The 18,539-nt window shown below is 71.0% G+C and carries 11 protein-coding genes and 1 tRNA gene; 9 read left to right on the top strand and 3 right to left on the bottom strand.

What is annotated here, in order from left to right; all coding sequences use genetic code 11:
- The first annotated feature begins 242 nt into the window (after positions 1-242).
- Both V6U82_RS05280 and V6U82_RS05275 read left to right on the top strand, forming a co-directional pair.
- Positions 243-623 (top strand): hypothetical protein, encoded by a 381-nt coding sequence (locus tag V6U82_RS05280; RefSeq protein ID WP_334459527.1) that lies wholly within the window; start codon positions 243-245, stop codon positions 621-623.
- Positions 623-4,240, top strand: a complete 3,618-nt coding sequence (locus V6U82_RS05275) for an AAA domain-containing protein (protein ID WP_334459526.1) — start codon at positions 623-625, stop codon at positions 4,238-4,240. The genes V6U82_RS05280 and V6U82_RS05275 overlap by 1 nt, the downstream gene beginning before the upstream one ends.
- 637 nt (positions 4,241-4,877) lie before the next feature.
- On the opposite strand, the gene V6U82_RS05270 is transcribed toward V6U82_RS05275, so the two are convergent.
- Positions 4,878-5,648 (bottom strand): AfsR/SARP family transcriptional regulator, encoded by a 771-nt coding sequence (locus V6U82_RS05270; protein ID WP_128137094.1) that lies wholly within the window; start codon positions 5,646-5,648, stop codon positions 4,878-4,880.
- 502 nt (positions 5,649-6,150) lie between these two features.
- Between V6U82_RS05270 and V6U82_RS05265 the strand changes: the two genes are divergently transcribed.
- The 5 genes from V6U82_RS05265 to V6U82_RS05245 all read left to right on the top strand — a co-directional run bounded on the left by V6U82_RS05265 (position 6,151) and on the right by V6U82_RS05245 (position 12,796).
- A complete protein-coding gene (locus V6U82_RS05265; protein ID WP_334459525.1) occupies positions 6,151-7,128 on the top strand; it encodes an aspartyl/asparaginyl beta-hydroxylase domain-containing protein in 978 nt (325 codons plus the stop codon).
- Positions 7,129-7,252: 124 nt separating this feature from the next.
- A complete protein-coding gene (locus V6U82_RS05260; RefSeq protein ID WP_334459524.1) occupies positions 7,253-8,416 on the top strand; it encodes a cytochrome P450 in 1,164 nt (387 codons plus the stop codon).
- Between the two features lie 3 nt (positions 8,417-8,419).
- On the top strand, positions 8,420-9,574 hold the full coding sequence (locus V6U82_RS05255) for a cytochrome P450 (protein WP_128137097.1): 1,155 nt from the start codon (positions 8,420-8,422) through the stop codon (positions 9,572-9,574).
- The gene (locus V6U82_RS05250; protein ID WP_334459523.1) at positions 9,571-10,803 is read left to right on the top strand and encodes an MFS transporter; all 1,233 of its coding nucleotides are present in this window, start codon (positions 9,571-9,573) and stop codon (positions 10,801-10,803) included. Before V6U82_RS05255 ends, V6U82_RS05250 begins: the two co-directional genes overlap by 4 nt.
- Positions 10,804-10,840: 37 nt before the next feature.
- Positions 10,841-12,796, top strand: coding sequence for a S9 family peptidase (locus tag V6U82_RS05245; protein WP_334459522.1), 1,956 nt, complete (start codon positions 10,841-10,843; stop codon positions 12,794-12,796).
- Between the two features lie 142 nt (positions 12,797-12,938).
- Here V6U82_RS05245 and V6U82_RS05240 read toward each other — a convergent pair whose 3' ends face one another.
- A complete protein-coding gene (locus V6U82_RS05240) occupies positions 12,939-13,673 on the bottom strand; it encodes a class I SAM-dependent methyltransferase (RefSeq protein WP_334459521.1) in 735 nt (244 codons plus the stop codon).
- A gap of 77 nt (positions 13,674-13,750) precedes the next feature.
- Here V6U82_RS05240 and V6U82_RS05235 point away from each other — a divergent pair, with 77 nt between their 5' ends.
- Positions 13,751-16,816, top strand: a complete 3,066-nt coding sequence (locus tag V6U82_RS05235; protein ID WP_334459520.1) for a VWD domain-containing protein — start codon at positions 13,751-13,753, stop codon at positions 16,814-16,816.
- A 63-nt stretch (positions 16,817-16,879) separates the two neighbouring features.
- Positions 16,880-16,955, top strand: a tRNA-Lys gene (locus V6U82_RS05230).
- 54 nt (positions 16,956-17,009) lie between these two features.
- On the opposite strand, the gene V6U82_RS05225 is transcribed toward V6U82_RS05230, so the two are convergent.
- A complete protein-coding gene (locus V6U82_RS05225; RefSeq protein WP_334459519.1) occupies positions 17,010-18,503 on the bottom strand; it encodes a sigma-70 family RNA polymerase sigma factor in 1,494 nt (497 codons plus the stop codon).
- Between the last annotated feature and the right edge of the window lie 36 nt (positions 18,504-18,539).

The raw sequence follows: 18,539 nt of genomic DNA, 5'->3' as shown, positions 1-18,539 counted from the left end.
GCTCGAACCATCGTTGTGCTCCTTCAGCCCGTGTGTGGTCGTCGCCAATTCATCGAGTCCCCCGCGCGGAGGGGAGAGCATTGGGCGGCAGACGTGAAGGCTAATACCTTAATCCACACAGGATTGACCTGAGTTCCACAAAGGAGGCCATCGGCTGACGTTCGATCGGTAAACCGACAGACGTGACCCGGACGCGGCCCTTATTCCGTAGGTTGGTCGGCACCGCTCTGTCAGGAGGATGGATGTCTCACGTCCGCATCCGGATCGACTTCACGCCCCTCACCGACGACGACGAGTTCATCCTCGGCGAGCTGACCGACGAGCTGGCCGACGACCTCCGTGAGGTCGGGGAGGTGGAACGCGCCGAGCGACCCGTGACCGACCCGCGCGCCAAGGGCGTTGCGGAGTTGGCGCTCGGCGTCGTCACAGTGCTGGCGGGCGCGGATACCGGTTACGTGCAGGCACTGGTCGATGTCGTCCTGGCGTTCCTCCAACGCCACACCGGTCGTCGGGTGCACCTGCGGGTCGGCGACGTCGAGCTGACCATCGACCGGCCCACCCACCGTCAGACCGACGAACTGGTCGCGACGGTGCGGGCGGCGATCGAAAGGGCCCGCCGCTGATGGGTCGGCATGCCCTGCTGCTCGGCACGGCCACCTGCCACGCCGACCCCGAACTCGCGCCCCTTCCCTCCGTTAGGCAGGACGTGGCGCAGCTCAAGGCGCTATTCGACGGTGCCGGCGAGTTCGACACCGTACGCGCGGAAGTGGATCTGCCGGCGACACACCTGCGTCAGGTCGTCGAGGAGTTCTACGGTGCCCGGCGCCCGGGCGACCTGGCGTTGTTCTACTACTCCGGGCACGGGATCCTTCACGGCGACGGGCAGTCGCTGTTCCTGGCCGCTACCGACACTGTCGGCGGGCAGTTGCACGCGACGGCGTTCGACACCGACGGCACCCTGCGTCACCTGCTCAACACCACCCAGGCCGGTCAGAAGGTGGTCCTGCTGGACTGTTGCTTTTCCGGCGCGTTTACGGCCCGGAACCGGTTCCGGGGTGGGGTGCGCGAGGAGCCACGCCGCCTCAAGCGTGAGCGTGGCACCTTCATTCTGACCTCCAGCACCCACCAGAAGGCGTCGAAGACGCAGGGGTCGGACCGTCCATCGGTCTTCACCGAGGTGCTTCTCGATGGTCTGCGAGGTGCAGCCGAGGGGCCGTCCGACGACGGGTGGATCACCACCAACGATCTTTCCCGGTACGTACCGACCGAGATGGCCCGTCGCCGCCAGCACCAGACGGTCGAGTCGAGTGAGGGCGTCACCGAGCCGATCCGGCTGGCGACCGTGCCGGGTTCCGCTGCCGAGGCGAGGCAGGTCACCGCCGTGACGGCGAGCCCGGCCGACGAGGCGGCGTTCGACGCGGACCAGTGGCGTCGCCTGGTGACCTATTACGTCAACTGCATGCAGCGGTCAACGGTCCTGCAGTCGTTCATCGACCCTCAGGCGACCAACACGTACGTCCCGGCTCCGCCGGGCGCGGAGGCCGTCTTCACCTCGGAGGCACCTGTCCGGCTGGCCGGCACGGCAGCCAGCCTCGCCGCGCGGGCCCGTGCGGACGGCAGGGAGCTGCAGTACGGCTACCCGGTCGTCGCCGTCCGGCCGGCCCCGCAGAAGCCGGTGCGGCTGGGGCCGCTCCTGGTCTGTGATGTGACCGTCGGCGCAGACGACGTCCTGCACGCCTCCTTCCCGCCCCGCCCCAGCGCAGCTCTCGTCGACCTGTTCCAGCTCGCCGAGGTGGAGAGCGACGAGCTGCTGCAACGCGTCGAGCAGGCGTTCGCGCCAGGTGACCCCGCCTCCCTCGCCGCCACCGTCGACGTGTTGGTGAAGACTTTCGGGCTCAGCCCGGTGACGGAGCTGGACCCAGTGAGGCTCGGTGGCACCATCCGGCCGGGGCCGGTGAACGGAGTGCAGAACGCCGCGATCCTGTACACCGTCGATGCCGCCGAATCGCCGCAGCGGCAACTCGTCGACGACCTGCGCGGGATGATCAAGAACCCGAAGCTCATCGAGCGTACGGCGCTGGGCGCGCTGGCGCTGCGGCCGGAGGCGGCAGCGGCGAGCCGAGACAAAGGCAACTCGACGCCCGTGGTGACGGTGGCGATGAGCGCGGCGAATGAAGCGCAGGAAGAGATCATCCAGGCGGCCATGTCACAACCGTTGACGGTGGCCCAGGGGCCTCCGGGCACCGGCAAGAGTCAACTCGTCACCGCCCTGCTGGCCACCGCAACCGCCGCCGGCCAGAGCGTGCTGATCGGCTCCACGAGCAACCAGGCCGTCGACTCGGTGCTCGACCGGGTGACCGATCTGGTCGGCCCGGGCCTGCTGCTGCGTACGGGCAACAAGGAGCATCGGCTGCAGGAACCGAAGCACCTCGCGGACATTCTGGCCGCCTACCCGCCGGCGGAGCGGCCCACCCCAGCGGACCACCGGACCCCGCTGCACGAGCTGCGGCTGCTGGCGGAGGAGGCCGCCGCCATCCGCAGGGCGCTGGACGAGCGGCGGCTGCTCGAACGCGACCTCGCCGACCTGGCCGCCGAACGGGTCGGCGACCCGGACCCGGGCGCGGTCACGCTGCCGGAAGACGACACGGAGCTGGCGCGGCTCGTCCAGCTGACCGATCGGGCGCTCGACAGCCGGTGGTTCGGCTGGTGGTATCGATGGCGGCTGCGGTCGTACCAGGTCGTCGACCGGGACGCCGTCACGGTGCTCGCCGAGCGGGCGGTGATCGAGCTGCGTTGGCGGGAACGCCTGCGACGCCTCGCCGACCTGCCCGACGTCGAAGCCTCCTGGCGGCGGCTCGTCGGCCTGATCAGCACCGAACGGCCTGCTCTCAGCATCGATCTGCTGCAAGCGCAGATCGCCCGGAGGGTGGCTGCCGGAGCGCGCCTGCTGCAGGATCGCGCCGACGAGATGGCCAAGCCGCAGTCGGACAGCTGGGCCTGCTTCCCGGAGCTGCTGCGGGTGCTACCGGGCTGGGCGGTGACCGCGCTTTCCGCCCGGCGGTTGAAGCGAAGCCCCGCCTTGTACGACCTCGTCGTGATCGACGAGGCGGCGCAGTGCACGATTCCCGCGATCCTGCCCATGCTCTACCGGGCCAGGCGTGCACTGCTCATCGGTGATCCGCGTCAGCTCGCGCCCGTCGTGGACCTGCCCGAGTCCGACGACGTCGCCGAGCGGGCCCGGGCCGGTCTGAGCACCGGCTGGCTGACTGCCCGCCGGCTGACCTACACGGCCCATTCCGCGTACGACGCGTTCGCCGCGGCTGCGGGCGCGACGCATCTCCTCGATGAGCACTACCGGTGTCACCCGGACATCGTGGAGGTGCCGAACCGGGAGGTCTACCAGGGCCAGCTGACCGTGCTGACCGATCCCGCACGGCTGGCCGCTCCGGCCGATCCCGCGGTGCGCTGGCACGACGTGCCAGGAGTGTTCAGCCGCGGGACGACCGGGTCGGGGCTCAACCCGGTTGAGGCAGACGCGGTCGTCGCCGAGGTGGTGGCCCTGCGGGCGGCGCATCCCGACGCCTCGATCGGAGTGGTCACGCCACTCGCCGCGCACCAACGTTGCCTGATGGCGGCCCTGCACGACGCAGGCCTCACCGACAACCTGCTCTGCGCGACGATCCACAAGTTCCAGGGCAGCGAACGAGACATCATGGTCGTCTCGCCGGTCGGCGCGCACGGCATTCCGGACCGCACCCGGGGCTGGCTGGTACACCAGACCAACCTGTGGAACGTCGCCGTCACCCGCGCCCGGTCCCAGCTCGTCGTGGTCGGTGACCGGTCGTGGTGGTCGGGTCAACGCGGCCTGCTGACCGCCCTGGCGCTGGTCGGTCAGGTCGCCGATGCTCAACCGGGCTCTGCGACCGTGCCGGCGGATCGATTGCACCTGGCACTTCGGGGCGCCGGTCTCACCGTGCGACGGGACGTCCCCGTGGCCGGACGGGCTGTCGACCTTGTGGTGGGGCGCGGGGATGTCGAGCTCGTTGTCGTCGTGGACGATCCCGCGGGCGATCCCACCGGCCGGGGACTACGCCGGGTACTCGCCCAGCTTGATGTCATCAGTGGTGCCGTACCTGTCCGTCGAGTGCCCGCATGGCGTTGTCTGGCCGAGCCGGAGCAGGTGGCGGCAGAGTTGATCGACAGTCTGTCCCGGTCTGGGCCGGAGCAGAACGACGGGTAGATCGGTGTGCGCCGCAGCTCCCAGTGGCAGGGAAGCACATAGGCGGCCAGCGACGCCCTTATGAAGAAGGTCGTCCCGCTCGTGCCGACCAGGGGTGTACCGGTGCCCCTCCAGGTCGTCGGCAAAGTCCGACCACAAGTGCACGTACAGCGACAGCGTTGACAGGGCCGAAAGCCACTGGTCGTCGGGATTCGGTGATGTAGACGTTTGTCCTCCCTGCTGGGAGCCGCGAGTGCGGGCGTCATGGCAGGTCCGCCCACGGGCGCCCATTGGTGCTCGATGGGTGCTCGGGCGCCGTGGACGGACCCGCGGTCGGGTGGACTAACTGGGACGCCGACTCTGCCGGATCGGGCCATGACCGCGAGCAAATGGATTCACGCGACCCGGTTGGACCGGTCGACTCGACCAAGAGCAAGCTCTTAATCCGCGGGTTCGGGGTTCGAGTCCCTGGCGGCGCACCAACGATCAAGGCCCTGACCAGGCGTTCCACGCCGGTCGGGGCCTTTTCGTGTCCGGCCCGGGTGGCACGCGTGCCTCATTGCGGGCGCCCCCGAACTGCGGCCCAGGCCGGATACGCGCTCAGGGGTGCAGTGGGGGTAACGCCCCTCCGGACAGTGGCCGGAGGGGCGTTCTCTCGCTACCGGTCGCGCGATGTCAGCGCGTATGCGCCGTCGACCTCGCCGCGCAGCGCAGCGAGATACAGCGACTGAAGTCGCGGGTCGGGATCGATGCCCAGTTCGCTGGCCAGCCTCGCCTGGAAGCGGGTGTACGACTGCACTGCCTCAGCGCTGCGTCCGGCGGCGCACAGCGCCCTCATCAGGGCCTCCGTCAGCGGCTCCTCCAGCGGGTACTCCCCGGTGAGAGCGGCCAGCGGGCCGACGACCTCGTTCGTGCGGCCCGTCGCCAGTTCGTACCCAGCCCAGTCCACGGCCGCACTGATGTGCCGCTGCCGCCACTCCTGGCGGGTGCGTGCGGCCCAGTCGCCCGGCAGTCCGGCCAGCGGCTCGCCACGCCAGAGCTGGAGCGCCTCGCTCAGCAGCACGGCCCGTTCGCCGGGGTCGAGACCCGGCGCGGCGGCCTCGGTGGTCAGTCGGCTGAAGCGGTGGGCGTCCACCCGGTCCGGGGGGATCTGCAGCACGTAGCCGCCCGAGCGGCGCAGCAGCCGGATGTCATCGCATGCCGGGACGGAGTCCATCAGCCGCCGGATGCGGCTGATCAGCACGTGCAGGGTGCGCCGTGCGCCGTGCGGCGCACGGTCCCACACACAGTCGATCAACGACTCCGAGGTGACCGGGGAGCCGGCGCTCAGGGCCAGGGTCGCCAGGACCAGCCGCTGTTGCGCCGGTCCCACATCAAGTACCTGGTCAGCGATGTCGACATGAACGACACCGAGTAGTCGCAACAGCATGGGGCCCACGTTCCATAAGCCCGTAGTCGAATCACTCCTGATCGACGATTAAGAATCTATATGCATCTGCTTCAGGGCCGCAAGGCAAGCTTGCCCTACGAGAGCGGCTGATGATCGTAATGAAGGCGTAGTCATGCCATTGGCGATGAGGTTAGTTCGGACGGCGCCGGTCGGTTGTTCGCCAGGTGACCAGAACGGTGACGTGGTACGCGGCGCTGAGCTGGTGAGATGTTCATCGTGAATCAGCGTTCGGGGGCATTCATGATTCGACACGTCGCTTTGAATCCCGCAGTGAACTACCATTTGCGCCGCTTAAAAGGGGTGCCTACGCCGGTGCCGACACTCTAATTAACCCCACTCTTCGCCCGCCAATAGGGCCTGTCCGACCCGGCAATTAATTACCCGCAACTCGTCTGCCGGCCCAGGCGGAGGCCGGTCGAGTGCGTGGCGGAAGTCCGGCTGTGAGCACCCGTGACGCGACGACCAGGAGGTTCTTCCGAGTATGACTACCCCAACACTCGTCACGCAGACGCCGGCCGCCTCGCAGCTCAGCCTCACCTTCGATGTCGACCGCCTACGCGCCGACCTGGCCCGTCTCACCGACCATCAGTGGAAGCACCAGCGCCGCTACGGAGGTACCGGCGAGGCGGCCACGGTCGACTGGCGCGTGCTGTCGCTGCGCAGCGTCGGCGGTGATCACGAGCGTACCGACCCGGGTGGTCCCGGGCTCCATGAGTTCGCCGGCACGTCCTGGCTGGAGAGTGCGCCGTACCTCGCACACGTGCTGGCCAGCATTCCCGCACAACTGCGCAGTGCCCGTCTGATGGCGCTGGGGCCCGGGGTGGACAGCGGGGAGCACAGCGACTACAAGTACGGCCCGCCCTGGGGCACCGCACGGTTGCACGTCCCCATCACGACGACTCCCGGGGCCAAACTCCATCTGGAGGGCACGCCATACCAGTGGCAGCCGGGCACGCTGTGGTTCGGCGATTTCAGTCGGACCCACCGGGTGCAGAACGAGGACGATGTGCCGCGGGTGCACCTCGTCATCGACACGCTCGTCTCCCGGCAGTTGCTGGATCTCTTTCCCGAGGAGCAGCGGGAGCAGTTCCTCGGCGCCGCCCTCGTCAATCGGTGGCCGGTCAACTGCACCGCCGCGGAACTGTCGGCGTACCGGCTGCGCTGCGCCATGCCGTCCTCGTTCCTCGACTGGACGGAGGAGGACGGCGACTTCCAACGTCCCGAGGACCCGCGTCGGGACGTGACGCTCGACATCCACGGCGGCCGGCTGGTGCTGTCCGTCGACGACGTTCCCACCATCGCGCTGGTGCCCCTGAGCAACGACGAGTTCCGCTTCGTGGGTTGGACCGACGAACGGACCATCCGCGTCGAGCGGATCGACGGTCAGGCGTACCTCGCCCTGCGCACAAGGACCGGCCCCGCCGTGCGGGAACTCCGCGTCCTTGCGAGCGACCTCTGACAGGGTCGTTCGACCACGCCGACCGAAGGGAGACCGTCATGCGCTACGCCTACTGAGATCGCAGGCCGGGCCCACGCTACGGCGTGGGCCCGGCACCCCATCTGGACGATGTGAGGAAGCGCGGATGCTCGACTATGACCCCCTCTCGCCCGCCATGGTCGCCGACCCGTACCCCTGGTACGCCGAACTGCGGCAGGGCGGGCGTGTCCAGTACAGCGAGCGGCTCCGGTCGTGGCTGATCCCCGGGTACGACGACTGTCGGACGGTGCTGAGCGACACGGCCCGGTTCGCGAGCGACTGGCGCCGGGTCGGTGAGGAAGCGCCGGACGCGGTCCTCAGCATGCAGGAGCTCGACCCGCCGGAGCACGGGCCGCTGCGCCGGCTCTTCACCACGGTCTTCCGCCGACAGGACCTGTCCGGGATCGGGGAGGCCACGTACGAGGTCAGCCGGGACATCATGCGGACGGTGCGCGAGTGGCCGCGGTTCGACTTCACCGCCGAAGTGGCCCGACCGGTCGGGTTGTTCGCGGTCTGCCGGCTGCTGGGCGTACCCGAACCGAAGGTGGAGACGTTCGCTGCTCAGGTCGATGCGCTCAACCGCGGCATGGACGCCGGGTTGCTGCCCGAACTGAGGGAACCGGCAGTCGCGGCGCGCGCGGAGATCAACGAACTGCTCGCTTCTTGGCACCGGGAGGCCGGCGGTGAAGGGCTGCTCGCCGACGTCCTCACCGGCGCACGCGAGACGGGCGTGTCGGAGCAGGCCGTCTGGAACACGGTCCGGGTGATGTTCCTGGCAGGCTTCAGCACCACAGTGGGTGCCGTGGCAAACGCGGTCCTCGCCCTGGTCGAGCGGCCGGAGCTGGTCACCCGGCTGCGTCAGCCATCTGCTCTGGACACGGCGGTGGACGAGTTCATGCGTTTCGATGGTCCGGTTCAGGGGACCAGCCGCGCCGTCGTGGTGAACTCCGAGCTGGCGGGCGTGCGGCTGAGCCGGGGCGACACCGTCCTGATGTTGTTTGCCGCGGCCAACCGCGACCCCGCCCAGTTCGATCGGCCGGACGAACTCGTGCTGGCCCGCAGCCCCAACCGGCACCTGGGAATGGGCTGGGGAGCGCACGCCTGCACCGGTGCCATCCTCGCCCGTCTCGTCATGAAGGCGGTTCTCCGCAGCCTCATCGAGCTGCCGGCCGTCCCGATGCCGGCCGGCGCGGTGGTCCGCACTCCCCGCGCCACGCTTCGATACCCGGACCACCTACCCCTGGCCGTTCCGCCCCGAGAGAGGTCCTGACCCATGACCGCGCCGTCCTACCACCCGCTCGACCCGCAGACGCTCGACGACCCGTACCCGGTCTACCGGGCCATGCGGGAGCAGGGGCGCCCAGTGTGGAACCAGGCGCTGGACAGCTGGGTGCTCACCTCCTACACGCACTGCCGCGAAGTGCTGAGCGACCCGGTGACGTTCGCCGCCGACTTCCGGCGGGCCGGCGAGACGGTGGCCGAGGTCGGCCTCGACGTGCACACGATCGACCCACCCGAGCACACCGCCATCTACTCGGTGATGGGTAGCGTGATCAACGGGATGGTCACACCGGAGCTCTCGATCGACGTCCGTAGCAAGGTCACCGCCATGATCGATGACCTGCCGCCGGGCCCGGTGGACCTCATCCGGGAGTTCACCGAGCCGCTCGCCCGCTGGTTCATCCCCCGGGCGATCGGACTGCCGCCCTTCGACCTCGAGGTCGTGGCCCCGATCGCCGACGCGATCACCGAGGCGATGGATTCGGGCCTCAATCCGGCCGCTCGTGAGCCGGGCGTCGCCGCACAGGGTGCCCTGGCCGCCCTGATCGAGGAGTGGGTCGCCGACCTGCCGGCCGATCAGCACCTGCCCATGCTCGTCAGCCGGGCCACCGGGGCGGGCGTGCCCCGGCACATCATCATGAACTCGATGCGCACGCTGGTGGTCAACGGCTTCACCGCGATCCCCGCCTCGCTGGGCAATGCGTTGCACGCGGTGGGGCGTCACCGGATCCGGCTCGCGGAATGCACCAGGCCGGCCGAGCTCACACGGACCGCGCACGAATTCTTCCGCTACGAGGCGGCCATTCAGGGTACGACACGGCTCGCGGTCACCGACACCGATCTCTTTGGTGCGCCGGTGAAGCGCGGCCAAGGAGTGTTGATGCTCTTCGCTGCGGCGAACCGTGATCCGCACGTCTTCCAGAATCCCGACGACATCATGCCTGATCGATGGCCTAACCCGCATCTCGCATTTGGCTACGGCGCTCACGCGTGCACCGGGTCGATCCTCGCGGCGCTCCTGCTCCGGGAGGTAATCTCAGTGCTCGCTGACCGGAAGCTAATGGTGTGCCTCGATCGGCCGGGCGTCTACAAGCGCCTCGCGACCGTGCGGACACTGGACACCCTGCGCGCGGAGTTGAAGGAATGACTGACAGCGGATATCGAGCGGCTCTGCGCGTACCCGAGTTCCGGGCGGTCTTCGCGGCGCACGTCGTCGCGATGGGGGGCACCGTGATGGCGAACTTCGCCCTCACGGTGCTCGTCTACACCCGAACTCAGTCACCGCTTTTGTCCGGGCTTGTCTTCACCATCGTCCTGGCGCCCCACCTCATCGGCGGGACCTTCCTCTCGGCGCTGGTCGACCGAATCCCGGCCCGCCGGTTGCTCGTCGCCTGCAACCTGATCTGCGCCGGACTGGCCGCGACCATGGCGGCACCTGGGATGCCCATCGTGGTACTGCTGGGCTTGGCGCTCGTGCTCGGCATGGTGGAGACCGTCTTCATCGGTGCCCGGGCGGCGACGCTGCCCGATGTGCTGCCCGGGGACGCGTACGTGCCGGGGCGCAGCCTGATGCGGGTGGTCTCGCAGGGCGCGCAGACCGTCGGGTACGCACTCAGCGGTCTGCTCATGACGGCGCTGAGTCCGGCGCAGGTGCTGCTGCTCAACTCCGGCTGCTTCGTCGTGTCGGCCCTCATCCTCCGGGTCGGCACCCGCAAGCGGGGAGTACCGGGCCGTGGTTCCCAGCATTCGCTGCTGCGCGACTCCCTGTCGGGGCTCGGTCAGGTGATGCGGGTGCCGGCGCTGCGGGACATCCTGGTCCTGGGCTGGGCGGTGCCGGCGTTGGCCGTGGTACCCGAGGCGCTGGCCGTGCCCTACGCGGCGAGCTGGCAGGCCAGTACCCTCGCCGCCGGCCTGTTGATGTCCTCGATCCCGATCGGCATGCTGCTGGGCGAGATCGCTGCCAGCAACATGCTTCCTGCAGCCTGGCAGGTCCGGTTGATCTATCCGGCGATCGTCGCCGGCTTCGTGCCGCTGCTCATCTTCATCGCGCGTCCGGTGCTCTGGCTGGCTGTCCTCGCCCTGTTCGTGTCCGGAACCTTCGCCTGGTTCCACCTCGGGCAGGACCGCCGCGTCCTGGAGGCCGCTCCCGAGCACCTGCGGGGCCGGGCCCTCAGCATTCAGTCGGCCGGTCTGATGTTCTGGCAGGGCGTGGGCTTCGCGTGCGCCGGTGCCGCCGCCGAACTGCTGGCGCCGGAAACGGTGATCTTCCTGGCCGCGGTGATCGGCATCGGGTTCGCCCTGTTCATCGCCGTGGCGTCCCGGCGCCGGACGGTGGGTCCGGTGCCCGTGATGAAGGTGGCTCACAGTGAGCAGTGAACGCTGGGTCCAGCGGTACCTCGCCGCGCACCTGACCATGCTCCGCTACGCGCGTCACGAACCGGATCGGGCGATCTTCCGCTCCAACGAGACCGGCCGGTGGCAGATATACGCGTACGACCGCGCGACCGGCGAGACCCGCCAGGTCACCGACCGACCGGGCGGTACCGTCCACGCCGAGCTGTCCGCCGACGGCGAATGGATCTGGTGGTTCGACGACCGGGACGGCAACGAGTTCGGCGTTTGGCGCCGGCAGGCGTTCCACGGCGGCCCGGACATGCTGGCCGCTGCCGGTATAGCGGCGGGTTACCCGGCGGGGATCGCGTTCGCCCGGGACGTCGCGGTGGTGGGACATGCCACGGCGGCCAGCGGGTCCGGCGGTGGTGGATCAGTCTTGCAGCGCATCAGCGCGGACGGTGCGGCGACGCTCGTCTACTCGCATGAGCATGACGCGCACGTGGCCGACGTGTCGGCGGACGGAACCCTCATCGCGATCGCGCACAGCGAGCACGGGGACAGCAGACACCGTGCGCTACGAGTCGTGAGGCCGGAGGGCACGACGCTGGGCGATCTGTGGGAAGGGCCAGGGCTGGGGCTCGGCGGCATGTGGGGCGGTCCGGACAAGGGGTTCCCCGGGGTGTCGTTCGGGCCGCTTGTCGGCGACACCCGGCTGCTGGTCCGGCACGAGCGGCGTGACCGCGGCGAGCTGCTGATCTGGGATCCCTCGGACGGCACTGTCCGCGAGGTCCTGCTGGATCTGCCGGGCGAGGTGTCCGGGCGGTGGTATCCGGACGGCGGCGCGCTGCTCGTAGCCCATGCCCATCATGCCCGCGACGAGCTCTACCGATACGACCTCGACACCGGAACGACGACCCGGCTGAACACGCCACGCGGTGTCATCCGCGGTGCCGAGGTTCGTCCGGACGGCACGGTGGAGTTCGCCTGGACCTCTGCGGCGGCGCCCCTGAGTATCCGCTCCACGACGGGCGAGGTCGTGCTGACGGCGCCCGGTCCGCCCGCTCCGGGATCGGTGCCGCTGCAGGATGCCTGGGTTCCTGGCCCGGGCGGCCCGATCCACGCGCTCATCTCGCTACCGGACGACGCCCCGCGGCCGCTACCTTGCGTGTTCGAGGTGCACGGCGGGCCCATCGGGTACGACGACGACGCGTTCGACCCGTCGGTGGCAGCCTGGGTGGATCAGGGATACGCGGTGATCCAGGTCAACTACCGAGGTTCCACCGGGTACGGTCTCGAATGGCGCAACGCCATCGAGGACGATCCCGGTCTGACGGAGCTGGCGGACATCCAGGCCGTACGGGATTGGGCGGTGGCCGAAGGACTGGCCGATCCGCGTCGTCTCGTGCTCACCGGGCGTTCGTGGGGCGGGTATCTGACCCTGCTCGGCATCGGCCGGCAGCCGGACGACTGGGCGGTGGCGGTCAGCTCGATGCCGGTTGCCGACTACGTGGCCGCATACGAGGACGAGATGGTCGCGCTCCAGGCGTTCGACCGCTCTCTCTTCGGTGGATCTCCTGCCGAGGTGCCGGATCGGTATCGGAGAGCCTCGCCGATCACCTACGTCGATGCGGTCACCACACCGCTTCTCGTCATCGCCGGGGAGAACGATCCGCGGTGTCCCATCCGACAGGTGGAGAACTACGTGCGGCGCATCCAGGAGCGCGGCGGCGAGGTGACCTTCTACCGGTACGACACGGGCCACGGCTCGCTGGTGATGGCCGAGTCGATCAGGCAGAAGCGGACCGCACTGGAGTTCGTGGCCGACCAGTTCGCCCGTCTCGATCGGCACGACGCGAGCCGCGGCGGCAGGGGCGGAAGCGGCCCTCCGGGCGCTGCGCCGGTGCCCGCGTCACGACTCGCCGTGCCTGTCGCCGTCCACCCCGAGACCACCGGACTGGACGAGGCGGTCGAGACCCTTGCCGTCGCCGCCCGGCTCCCGCAGACCGGCGGCGACGACGACATCCCGCCCCCCTGACCGGGCCGCCCGTCACTCTCCGCGGAGGCTCCGGCGGTACGCCTACGGGCTGGTGCCGGTCTGCTCGCGGAACCGGTGGTTCAGGGTGCGGACGCTCAGGCCGTCGTGGCGGACGATGTCGGCGAGCGTCAGCTCGCGCCGGTCACCGGGCATCGGCCCGGCCCAGCACCAGCGTGGTGCGCAGGTCGAGCACGACGGTGCCGCCGAAGTCGTCGACCAGCCGGTCGAGGGCGGCGATCCCGCGTCGCTGCTGCTCCGGGGTGCGGGAGAGGTACGGCCCGAATGTGCGCATCAGCGCCAGGTACCGCTCCTTGTCCAGCGGCAGTTCCCGCCGGAACACCTCCCGGCGTACGTCGTCGAACTGCCCGCTGTCGAGGATGTCCCGATGGAACCAGTCGACGGGCCGCTCCCGCACGGTGGGGTCGACGGATCGCAGCGCGGCCCGGACGGCGGCCTGCTGATCGGCGTCGGCGTAGTCGTAGCGGTGCCCGAAGACGGCGAGCGTGCCACCGGGCGCCAGGGCGCGCCGGGCGTGTGCGTTGCGGGTGGCCGGGTCCAGCCAGTGCCAGGCCATCGCGCAGGCGAGCACGCCCACCCCGCCTGAGGGGGGCGACCACAGCTCGAACGTCGTCGCCTCGACGCGGGCGTCCGGGAACCGCTCGGCCAGCCGGGCCGCCATCCGCGCGTCGGGCTCCACGCAGGTCAGTGGCGCGCCGAGGCGGGCCAGCACCTCGGTGCCCTTCCCGGTGCCGGCGCCGACCTCGGCCACCGACGCCGGCGTTCCGCCGTGACAGGCGAGTATCGACTCGGCGATCTCGGGCGGATAGCCCGGCCGCGCGCGCTCGTACAGGTCGGCGACCGTGCCGAAGACATTCATCACCAGCAGGATACGGCTCCGACCGGTCCCCGACAGACCGCGCGGAAACCGGCCCACGCGCTTCTACAGTCGGCACCATGAGGTGGACCCTGCGGCTGGCGGCGGCGCTCGGCGTACTCGTGACCGCCCTGGCGACCGGGGCGGCGAGCGGCGCCGCGGCGCCCGCCGACGGCGGCCTCGGCCTGGCCCTGCGGCCCGGTCAGGCCGACTACCGCGCCGGGGACCAGGTCCGCCTCGACCTCACCGTCACGAACACCACCGGGTCGGCCTGCGCACTCGCCACCCGCGCCGTCGGCACCGTGCAGGTCACAGGGGTACGCCGGGACGGGCTCGACGTCGCGCCGACGCTCGCCCGCAGCTTCCACGACGACGGGATCGGCGCCGCTGCCACCGCCGGGCTCACCACTGTGGAGCCGGGCGCGACCGCCGCCGTTGCGTTGACCGGGGTACGGCTGCACGACGGCGAGGTCGTGCTCCGCTCGGTGGCCGCCACTCCGGACGGCGGTGGGCCGGACACGCTCTGGCCGGTCGGCGCACCCGGCCGGTACGAGGTGACCGCGGGCTACGTGACGCTGCCGGTGACCGGCGCGACGAACCCGTGCGCGGGCGCGACGGCGCTGCGGACCGCCACGTTCACCGTGTCCGACGACGGCGGGACCGGCGGGCGCCGGCTCCGGGTGGTGGCCGGGGGAGCACTGGCGCTGCTCGTCGTCGCGTCGGGCGTACTGCTGCTGGTGCGCCGACGACGCCGGCCCACCGCCGCCGCAGCGGCGCTGGTGCTGGTGGCCGTCGCCGCCTACGTCGGCGGTGGTGCCCGGCCGGCGCGGGCCGACTACGGCGTCGACCCGACCGCCGGGGTGCCGGTCAGCGGCGTCGACTTCCAGGCGGCTGTCGACGGCTGCCTGGCCGGGTTCGCGCTACCCGGCGGCGACCCGTCCGGTCTACTGCCCCGGCTGCGCGACAAGAAGAGTCCCCGGGTGCGGATCATCCCGACCACCGGCGGCTCCGGCGCGTTCGAGACGCCGGACAGCGCCGACGGCAAGGGCTCCTCCACCGTCACGTGGAACCCGACCTCCACCGACCCGTACGGCGACGGGGTGGCCCGCGATCCCTGCGCCGCGCTCTACCACGAGCTGAACCACGCCGACGACATCTCCCGGAACGCCGTGCCGCAGGGCGAGTGCGGCGGCACCGGCATCCGTACCGCCGAGGTGAAGGCGACGCTCGCGGAGAACCGCTACCGGGCGGCGAAAGGGCTGCCGCCGCGCACCGAGTACGACGGGAAGACGCTGCCGAAGAACCTCGACGAGTGCAAGAAGCCGGCCAGGAAGACGCCGCCGCGGAAGGGGCCGGTGAAGCTCTGCGAGGACGGCGCGGACTGCGGCGGCAGCAACGGCGACCCGCACCTGGTCACGTTCGACCGGGTCGCCTACGACTTCCAGGCCGTGGGCGAGTTCGTCCTGGTCGCCTCCACCGGCGGCGACCCGCTGGAGGTGCAGGTCCGGCAGGCCCCGATGGCCGGCACGCGTACCGCCTCGGTCAACACGGCGGTCGCGTTCCGGGTCGGCACGCACCGCGTCGCACTCACCCTCACCGACGGCGGCACCCGCGTGCACATCGACGGCGCGCCGCCGGCCGCGCTGCCGGACCGCACCGACCTGTCCGGCGGCGGCACCCTCGCCCGCCGCCCGTCGGACACCGGCCCTGCCGACGGGTACGACGTGACGTGGCCGGACGGGTCCGCGGCGGCGGTGGACCAGATCGGCAGCTACGGCTACCGGATCCTGGTGCGGCTGGCCGACGGACGGGCCGGGAAGGTACGCGGACTGCTCGGCGACTTCGACGGCGACCCCGCCGACGACATCACGCCCGCCTCCGGGGCGGCGCTGGCCCAGCCCGTGCCGTTCGGGAAGCTCTATCCCGCCTACGCGGACAGCTGGCGGATCGCCCCGGACCGCTCGCTGCTGCACTACGACGACGGGCAGGACACCGGCACGTTCACCGACCGCGCGTTCCCGGAACGGGAGGTCACCGTCGGCGACCTCGACCCGGCCCGGCGCGCGACGGCCGAACAGGTCTGCCGCTGGGCCGGTGTCACCGCGCCCGCCCAGCTCGCCGAGTGCGTCTTCGACGTCGCCGTGAGCGGCCGACCCGAGTTCGCCGTGGCCGGCGCGAGCACCGAACGGGTCGCCCCACCGGCGGCCACCCCGATCACCGCCGTCCCTGTCGCCACCGCCACGCTCACCCCCGGCGGGGAACCGCTGACGTTCGACGCCCGCGCCGGGGACGCCGTCTTCGTCGACGCCACCGCGCCGGGGATCGGTGACCGCTGCTCGCCGTACGTGCTCACCGAGCCCGGCGGCCGGGAGATCGCCAGCGGGTGCAACATCAAGGGCGCCGGGTACGTCGACCGCGTCGACCTCACCGCCACCGGCACGTACGCGCTGCGGGTCACCGCCGCACCCGGCGACACCGGCCGTGCCGCCGTGCGGGTGTACACGGCGCGGGACAGCGACGGCACGGTGCAACCGAACGGCGCGGCGGTCACCGCTACCGTCGAGCAACCCGGCGCGCGGGCGCGCCACCGGTTCACCGGGCGCGCGGGGGAGCGCGTCTACGTGGAGGTGCCCGCGAGCACGCTCACCGACCAGTGCTCGCCGCTGGAGCTGCGGGACGCCGACGGGCGGCTGCTGCGCAGCGGCTGCGTGATCAACGGCGTCGGTGAGATCGACGGCACGCTGCTGCCCGCCGACGGGACGTACACCCTGGTCGTCGACCCGACCGAACGCGGCACCGGCACGACCACGGTGCGTGTGGTCACCAGCCGGGACCGGGGGGCGGCGGTCGCGCTCGGTGGGCCGCCGGTCGTCGCCGTCGTGGACCGGCCCGGCGCGGTGACCAGGTACCGGTTCACCGCCGACGCCGGTACGTCGGTGACGGTGAGCGCGACCGCCTCGAACCTGCCGGATCAGTGCGGCGTGCTGGCGCTGCGGGCTCCGGACGGCAGCACCGTGGCCACCGGCTGCGTGATCAACGGGGCGGGTGGAATCGGGCCGGCGGTGCTGCCGGCCTCCGGGGCGTACACCCTGGTGGTGGACCCGTCCGGGGCCGCGACCGGGCAGGTCACGCTGGCGTTGCGGTGAGGCCGACCCTGCGTTTCCGGGGTGGTGGGCGGGCGTGCTAACGTCTCGTCCCGTTGTCAGCGAGCGCCGCTAGCTCAACTGGCAGAGCAGCGGACTCTTAATCCGCGGGTTCGGGGTTCGAGTCCCTGGCGGCGCACCAACGATCAAGGCCCTGACCTGGTGGTGCACACCGGGTCAGGGCCTTCGTCGTACCTCAGTAGTCGATGTTGATGGCGGCGACCTGGCGGCTGCCGTTGAAGACGATCGCCGGGCCGGCGAAGCGGGAACTGGCGTACGTCAGCGCCGTCTTGTGCCCGGGGCTGTTGAACCATGCCTCGATCATCTGCTCCGGTGAGGAGTTGCCCGACGAGGCGAACAGCACCTCGTGCCCGCAGTGCTGCAGGCCGCTCGCGTTCAGGTTCTGCCGCACACAGGACTCTGCCTCCCGGTGCTGCGCCGCGCCCAGCTTGACCTCGTTCAGACCGAGCGCGCGACGCCGCTCGTTGAGCAGCACCAGCAGCCGCCGTTCGGCGGCGGACAGGCCGGTGGACGTGGCGGCGGACCTGGAGGGCGACGACGACGGGGTCGGCTTGGGCGACTTGCTGGGCTTCGCCGACCTGCTGGGGGTGGGGCTCGTGCGGGCAGCGGTCGGGGACGGTTCCACCGCGGACGGCGAGGGCGTGAGCGCCGGTGCCTCGGTCGCGGCCGAGGGCTGCGCGGCTGCCGCACTCGCCGGCTGCGGTTCCGGCTCGCTCGGGTAGTTGGCGAGGACGAGCGCGCCGCCTCCGGCCACCGCGACGGCGGCGACGACGCCGACCAGGACCTTGGACAGCGAGAGCCCCGACCGCGCTCCGGCGGTCACGGCGTGGAGGCCGGGCGAGGCGGCCGGCGACCCGGCGACGGTGTGCATCCTGTGGGCGACGTCCGAGGCGAGCGCGGCCGGGGGCGGCGTGAGCGCCAGGCCGGCCAGCAGCCGCTCGGCGGGGACCAGGTCGTTCGTCGCGTCCGGGCAGTGCGGACAGTCCCTGATGTGCCGGGCGAACCGCTTGCGCCACACCGGCGCGGGCTGACGGTCCCAGCCGGCGGCCGTCTCGGCCAGGGCGGCGCAGCCGGGCCGGGCGGTGAGCGCCCGCACCACCAGCCGGGCGGTGTCCAGCTGAGCCTTCATCCGGGACACCCGGACGGTCACGTGGTGCGGGGCCAGGTTCAGGGCGTCGACCAGGTCGGCGCGGGTGAGGTGACCGGCCTCGACCAGCCACCACAGCGACAGCAGGTGACGGTGGTCGTCGTCCAGCCAGCGGGTGGCCAGGACGACCTCCCGGCGCTGGTCGGAGAGCCGGAGCTGGGTCAGGGTCAGATCCTCGAAGTCCGCGCGCGGGTCGATCACGTTGTCGATGTCCTCCGGCGGCGCCGGTGTGGTGTGCCGGCGCTGCGTGTGGGTGCGGATCTCGTTCATGGTGACGGCGACCAGCCACGAGCGGAAAAGTTGCGGCTCGCGTACGCCCGGCAGCCCGCGGACGACGCTCAGCATCGTGTTCTGCACCACGTCGTCGACGTCCGTCGACCGGTTCAGCGACCGGCCGACGATGTTGTAGACCAGCGGCAGACAGTGCGAGACCAGCTCGTCCATCGCCGCCCGGTCGCCGCGGCGCGCCGCTTCCACCACCGCCGGCATGCCGGCCCTGCTCGGGTACGCGGGATAGGACACCCTCACCACCTCGTCTTCGCGCAAACGATCTCGTAC

The sequence above is a fragment of the Micromonospora sp. CPCC 205554 genome (assembly GCF_036902745.1).
In the GTDB taxonomy this organism is placed as follows: Bacteria; Actinomycetota; Actinomycetes; order Mycobacteriales; family Micromonosporaceae; genus Micromonospora; species Micromonospora tulbaghiae.
The sequence above is the reverse complement of the archived record's forward strand: the minus strand, read 5'-3'. Positions and strand labels throughout refer to the sequence as shown.